Here is a 7,195-nt window from a genome sequence, read left to right on the forward strand (position 1 = left end):
AAACTCCGTAATTCATCACAGGACGTGATGAGCCAATTTCCGCCCCAAGGACGGGGCATAAATTGGGTAGGAGTTTTTTTATTTTTTATTCTTAGAGTGTCTTAATGAAATGACTTATTTACAAACTCTATTTATGAGGCTGTATTATTATTTTTATATAAATTATTTTTAATTATTTTTTTATGAAATTATACTACCTTTATTTACCAGGGCAACCACACTATAATCAGTTTGTATGTTATGATTAGGAATATTGGTTTAGAGATATAGAGGCTGTTTAGATTTGTTTTGAAGAATGTGTGAGTATTAAAGTGAGAAAGATAAATATATTTTAAATTCTGAATTTTAAAAATATGGAATTTGTTGAGAAATTTAATAAAAGTTGTTGAAAATTTCTATAAAGATAACTATAATGGAATTAATGTAAAAAAGGCTTAGGAGGATTTAAAATGTTAAATGATTTAAAAGTCAAATTTAAAATTTTTTTGCTATCTTTTTTATTAATAGCACAATGCTTAATTATAGGAGTTATGGGAAATAAATATATTTTGAACTCCAACAAAAACATAGATTTTATGTATAAAAATAACTTATTGGCTATAGAATGGTTAAATGCTAATAGAGCTGAAGCCAGAGGGATAGAAGCAGATATTTATTATATAATATTAAATCCAGAAAATAAAGAAAAACAAAATGAAAAGATAGCAGATATGGAAAATAGATCTAAAATGTTCAGTCAAAACTGGGAAAATTACAAAAAAACTCAAATTAATGAAGAAGAAAAAGAAATTATAGCTAATTTAGAAAAAAATCTTGAAAAGTATAGAAATGGAAGAAGTGAAGTTATAAATTTGGCTTTACAAGGTAAAACCAAAGAAGCATTAGATAGTTATAGCAAAATTGAAGCTTATGGAGATAAATTTAGAGATGATTTAAGAAGTTTATCTGATTACAATACTGAAGCTGCAGAAAAACGCAATATAAAATATACTAATGAAGGTATTAGAGTAACTAAAATATTTATAACAATAATTTTATTAAGCATAGTTTTGGGAATTATTTTAACTTTAGTTATTTCAAAATCTATTTCAGATCCTTTGGCATTAGCTGTGGAACATTTAGGAATTTTAGCTAAAGGCGATTTTTCAAAACAGGTTCCAGAAGAATATAAAAAGAGAAAAGATGAAATTGGCGATATAACAAGGGCTATAGAGGCAATGAGTAATTCATTAAGGGTATTGGTTGAAAATGTAAAAAACCAATCTCATAATATTGAATCTGCCTTTGCTACTATTTCAAATAATATAAATGAATTAAATGGCAGCATAGAAGAAGTTTCTGCTGCAGCTGAAGAGTTATCAGCAGGTATGGAAGAAACTTCTGCATCTTCTGAGGAAATGAGTGCGTCTTCTATGGAAATAGAAAAAGCTGTACAATCTATTTCTAAAAAGGCTGAAGAAGGTTCTACTGCTGCTGGGGAAATAAATGAAAAAGCTTTGAAGATTAGAGATAATTTTGCAAAAGCACAGCAAAAATCAATTGATGTAATGGATGAATCTAAAGGTGTTTTAAAAAAGGCAATTGAAGAATCAAAAGTAGTAGAGCAAATTAATGTATTGTCTGAAGCAATTATGGAAATAACTTCTCAAACAAATTTATTAGCATTAAATGCAGCTATAGAAGCAGCAAGAGCTGGTGAGGCAGGAAAGGGTTTTGCTGTGGTAGCTGAAGAAATAAGACAATTAGCAGAGCAATCAAAAGATGCAGTAGAGGAAATTCAAACTGTAACAGAAAAAGTTAACTCATCAGTAAGTAATTTAGCTAATAGTTCAAATAAATTGCTTAACTTTATGGTTACAGATGTGCACAAAGATTATCAAGAAGCCCTTAATACAGCAGATAGCTATAGGCAAGATACAGACTTTATGAATGGAATTATAGAAGAATTTAGTGCTACATCTGAAGAACTTTTAGCTTCTATTGAAGAGCTTTTAAAAACTATAGACCAAGTAGCTCAAGCTGCTAACGAAGGAGCAGACAGCACTACAAATATTGCCCAAAATGTAGTATCTGTAACAGAAAAATCTAATGATGTAATTGAAAGAATAAAATCTTCAAATGAAAGTATAAATAATTTAAAAGAAGAAATGGATAATTTTAAAATGTAATAAGTATTTATAATAGTAATGTAATAATAATAATGGACAGGCTTTTTTGATTATAGTTTATATCTATGGTAAATAAAGGTAGTATAATTTCAGAAAAAATAATCTATATAAAAATAATAAGGCAGACTCATAAATAGAGTTTGTAAATAATTAGAATGAATTCTAGACAATCTTAGAATAAAAAATAAAAAAACTCCGTAATTCATCACAGGACGTGATGAGCCAATTTCCGCCCCAAGGACGGGGCATAAATTGGGTAGGAGTTTTTTTATTTTTTATTCTTAGACTGTCTTAATGAAATGACTTATTTACAAACTCTATTTATGAGTCTGCCTTATTAGTTTTATATAGATTATTTTTTTCTGAAATTATACTACCTTTATTTACCATAGATATAAACTATAATCAAAGAAGCCTGTCCATTATTATTCTTGTGTAGAGAAAAGAGTATTTATTGGAATTTAAGTGATTAATATGTTATAATAAAAGTTACGTAGCAGAATAAAGGAGAGAGTTTTATGAAAGAGATGGTAAGTGAATTTGTGTCTACGCTAAAGAGCATTTTGCCTATTACAGTGGCATTATTCTTATTTAAAGTAATTGTATTAAAATCTTCTTTTAATGAAATGAAGGAAATATTCTTTGGAATACTTTTAAGTATAGTAGGACTTTTTTTATTTTTGCAAGGATTAAAGCATGGTCTTATGCCTCTTGGCAATGCTGTAGGTTCTGAACTTTATAAAGTAAAATATCCTATTTTTATTGTGCTTATATTCTTTTGCATAGGGTATTTTTCTACTTTAGCAGAGCCAGCAGTAACAGCTTTAGCTGGACAAGTAGAAGAGGTATCTGTAGGTGTAATTAAAAACAAAGTTATGACTCATACTATTGCCATTGGAGCTGCACTGGGTATGATGTTAGGTGCAATTAAAATTTTATACAAAGTTCCAGCAAAAACCGTACTTTTACCTATTATAGCTTTGATTTTAATTTTTGGATTTTTTGCATCAAACTCTATGGTAGCCATTGCTTTTGATGCATCTGGAACTACTACAGGTCCTGTAAACATTCCACTAAATTTAGCGTTAGGTATTGGATTATCTTCTATGCTAGAAGGCAGTGACACTTTGGTAGATGGATTTGGGTTAATAGGATTATCTTTATTAGGTACTATTTTAGCTGTATTAATGCTAGGAGTAGTTACAAAAATGTAAGGAGGGTTTTTTATGACAGCTAAAGAAGCTATTGTAATTATTGTAGATAGAGGAAAAGCAGACAGTATTGTAAAGGAAGCAAAAAAAGCAGGAGCTAGGGGAGCTACTGTATTTTACGGAAGAGGTACAGGTCAGCACGAAGCAAAAAAGTTTTGGAATATAAATGTAGAATCCAGTAAGGAAGCTATTTTAATTTTATGCAAAACTAGTGAAACTAAAAATATAATATCCACTGTAGTGGAGGCAGGAAATTTAAAAGAACCGGGAAAAGGTATAGTATTTACTATGCCTGTTAATGGAATTATTGGATTTACAGATCAATATATAATAAAGAATAATAAATAAAGAAGCAGGTGTTATTATGCTATTAAAAATAAAAGAGGGTCTCCTGGGAATAGCTCTAGGTGATGCCCTAGGAGTACCTGTAGAAAATCAAACTAGAGAACAATTAAAGGAAAATCCAGTAAAAAACATGATGAGTTTAGAAAAACACAATAATAAACCAGGTATTTGGTCTGATGATACTAGCATGACACTTTGTTTAGCAGAAAGTCTTTGTTATGGTTTTGATACTGAAAATATGGGAAAATTATTTTTAAAATGGCTTAGAGAAGCCTATTGGACACCTTATGGAAAATCCTTTGACATAGGAGACATTACACTTAAATCTTTAGAAAGAATAGAAAAAGGCGTGAAAGCAGAAGAAGCAGGGGGAAAAAGTCAAAGAGATAATGGAAATGGAGCTTTAATGAGAATACTTCCTATAAGTTTTTATATAAAAGGAAATAACATAAAGCACCCTAGTAGATTTGAAATAATTCATAAAGTTTCTTCTATTACTCATGCTCATCCCATTTCTTTAATAAGTTGCAGTATATACATAGAAATTGCATTAAATATATTAGAAGGATTTGATTTAGAAATTTCAATAAAAAATACAGAAAAATCCATATTTAATTATTATAAAAATAAAATAGGTTTTAAAGGAGAGTTGTATAAATTTAAAAGAATATTTAGTGATGATTTTAAATATTTAAAAGAAGAAGAAATAAAGAGCAATTCCTATGTGATTAATACATTAGAAGCTTCTATTTGGTGTATTTTAAATACAAATTCTTTTAAAGAATCTCTATTAAAAGGAGTTAACTTAGGAGGAGATACTGATACTACTGCTGCTGTTATAGGCGGAATTGCTGGAATTTATTATGGAATGGATTCTATGCCTTATGAATGGGTAAACAAAATTGTAAGACTTAATGACATTGAAAAATTAGCAGAAAAATTAAATAAAGCATTATGTAATTAAATTGATATAATTTCAGAAAAAGCAAAAAAACTCCTACCCAATATGATATCTGTTGTAATTTAAATTGAGATATTTGCATAAAAAAAATAAATTAAAAATAAGCTGTGTAAAAATAATAAGCAAAGCAGTATAAAGAAAGTTTGTAAATAAATCATTTCATTAAGATACTCTAAGAATAAAAAATAAAAAACTCCTACCCAATTTATGCCCCGTCCTTGGGGTGGAAATTGGCTCATCACGTCCTGTGATGAATTACGGAGTTTTTTATTTTTTCTTCTAAGAGTATCTAAAATTCATTCAAATTATTTACAAACTTTCTTTATACTGCTTTGCTTATTATTTTTACACAGCTTATTTTTAATTTATTTTTTTTATGCAAATATCTCAATTTAAATTACAACAGATATCATATTGGGTAGGAGTTTTTTTGTTTTTTCTGAAATTATACTACATTATAGCTTATTAATTATAATTTCTTGATTTTCTAAATGAATGTATTGTAATAGGAGTTTGTAAAAGTATCAATGAAGAAACAATTAAAAGTCCGCCAATAACCATATTGAATGTTATAATTTCCTTTAAAAAAATTACTCCTAAAATACATACAAAAACAGGTTCAAAACTGCTTAATATAACTGAATTTCCTACACCTATTTTTTTAACACCTTCATACAAAGTAATTGTAGGTACAATGCTGCAAACTATTCCTATAATTACTGCATAAAAAAGACTTTCATAATTTGGTGCAAATAAAGCATGCTTAGTTATGCTACATTGTAGAAGATAAACTATACTACAAAATGTCATAACATAAGCTGATATAACTATAGAATTTATAGACTGAGTTTCTTTTTCTTCCAGTCCAATGCAAAAAAAGGCATATCCTAAAGCACTAATAAAAGCAAGTATTACACCTATTAAATTTGCCTTAACAGGACCTGTACAAACAATTAAAATCAATCCAAAAGAAGTTGTTAAAAGGCAAAATAATTTTTTGAAATCTGCATTTTTAGAATTAATCATTTCGTGTACCACTACAATAATTGGATAACAATAAATTATCATAGTAGCTAGGGAACCAGATATATATTTATAAGAATAAAAAAGTCCAGAAGAAGAAGCCGTATAACCTACTATGCTTATTAAAGCTAAATGAATAAAAGCGTGTTTTGAAATTTTAAAATTAATATTCTTTATAAAAATATAAGTCCATAAAATAATACTTGCTGAAAAAAATCTTAAAAAAAGCAAAGTACTTACTGGAATACCTTCTCCATAAGCTAAATTAGAGAACAAAGGCAAGCTTCCAAATGTTACAGCTGACACAATAACAAGTAATGTTCCCATAGTTTTATTTTTACCCATAACACATCCCTCCAAAAGTTATTTTCTGCGTCCTATAGGATTATATAACCACTTAAAACTAAATTAAAGCCCTAATTTTTTTACTTTTAAGGCTTTAATTTACTTTAAGATTAAATTTCAAAGGGTTTTGAGTTTTATCATTAAAATGCTCGATAATCACAATGTAATATTGGTTCATATAATACTAGTTTGATTGAGAAGTTATGGAGTGTTCTTATAGATAAAAATTGAGATAAAAAAATAAAAAAGAACAAAAAAAAGAATACCCTTAAGAGTAATCAATAATTTATTCTTAACAGTATTGAAATTTTAGATAGATATTAAATAAATTCTTTCAAATGTTATTAATCTAAACATTCGGAAAGACACTCTTCAATAACATCAATAGTTATTACAAATATTTCTTCTTTATTCATTAAAACACCTCCTACATATAGAATATTTATATTATAAATAATATAATTGGTACAAATTTAAAACAAAAATGTAAGAAAATTAGAGAATAAATTAGAAATTAAGAGTTTATAAAGATTAGCTACTTTAATACTTTAATAATTCTTTAATTTTTATCAGTTAATTGTGACTGACTTATATTTTGTATATTGCACTTTCTACATTAGATTAGTATATCATGTGTAGAGTTAAATTGCAATGATTTTTTAAAAGTATTAAAATATATTGAAATATAATTGTAAAATATAACTAAAAACGGAATGGTATACATTTGATTTATTATTTATTATATTAAATTTGTAGAATAGTCTAAAAAAATGTATATTTTAAATAAAAAATAGTCTTAAGAATAATAAATTAAACTTATTCTTAAGGCTATTTAAAGTTTTTTGATATTCATTAATTACATCCTTTCAATGCTATTAATCTAAACATTCTGAAAGACATTCTTCAATAACATCACCAGTTAGTACTAATATTTCTTCTTTATTCATTGCAACCCCCCCTTGTATAATTTACCATTTTAGCTGCTTGCAAAACCCTAAACCCGTTAGGGTTTTGCAAGCTTTATCAAAAAGGATTTCCCCCACTTAATGTCGAATATATATAATAATCACAAAATATAAATTCTTGGAGGTATCCTTATGATCAATATTAAAAACCAAATTCATCTCTGTGACGTTTATGAA

Annotated in this window: 5 protein-coding genes; 4 read left to right on the forward strand and 1 reads right to left on the reverse strand. The window is 27.3% G+C overall.

The genetic code is table 11. The features are described 5' to 3' along the window. Nucleotides 1–449: 449 nt before the first annotated feature. The 4 genes from CLOACE_RS11235 (at nucleotide 450) to CLOACE_RS11250 (ending at nucleotide 4,688) form a co-directional block, all read left to right on the forward strand. Nucleotides 450–2,168 carry a methyl-accepting chemotaxis protein gene (locus CLOACE_RS11235; RefSeq protein WP_070111341.1) on the forward strand — a complete coding sequence of 573 codons (1,719 nt, stop codon included), beginning with the start codon at nucleotides 450–452 and terminating at the stop codon, nucleotides 2,166–2,168. Between the two features lie 518 nt (nucleotides 2,169–2,686). Further along, nucleotides 2,687–3,382 carry a DUF1538 domain-containing protein gene (locus CLOACE_RS11240; protein WP_070111342.1) on the forward strand — a complete coding sequence of 232 codons (696 nt, stop codon included), beginning with the start codon at nucleotides 2,687–2,689 and terminating at the stop codon, nucleotides 3,380–3,382. A gap of 12 nt (nucleotides 3,383–3,394) precedes the next feature. Then, a complete protein-coding gene (locus CLOACE_RS11245; protein WP_070111343.1) occupies nucleotides 3,395–3,727 on the forward strand; it encodes a P-II family nitrogen regulator in 333 nt (110 codons plus the stop codon). A gap of 16 nt (nucleotides 3,728–3,743) precedes the next feature. After that, nucleotides 3,744–4,688, forward strand: a complete 945-nt coding sequence (locus CLOACE_RS11250) for an ADP-ribosylglycohydrolase family protein (protein WP_070111344.1) — start codon at nucleotides 3,744–3,746, stop codon at nucleotides 4,686–4,688. A 462-nt stretch (nucleotides 4,689–5,150) separates the two neighbouring features. Here CLOACE_RS11250 and CLOACE_RS11255 read toward each other — a convergent pair whose 3' ends face one another. After that, nucleotides 5,151–6,053, reverse strand: coding sequence for a DMT family transporter (locus CLOACE_RS11255; RefSeq protein WP_070111345.1), 903 nt, complete (start codon nucleotides 6,051–6,053; stop codon nucleotides 5,151–5,153). Nucleotides 6,054–7,195 lie beyond the last annotated feature (1,142 nt).

The sequence above is a fragment of the Clostridium acetireducens DSM 10703 genome (genome assembly GCF_001758365.1).
Lineage (GTDB): Bacteria > Bacillota > Clostridia > Clostridiales > Clostridiaceae > Clostridium_C > Clostridium_C acetireducens.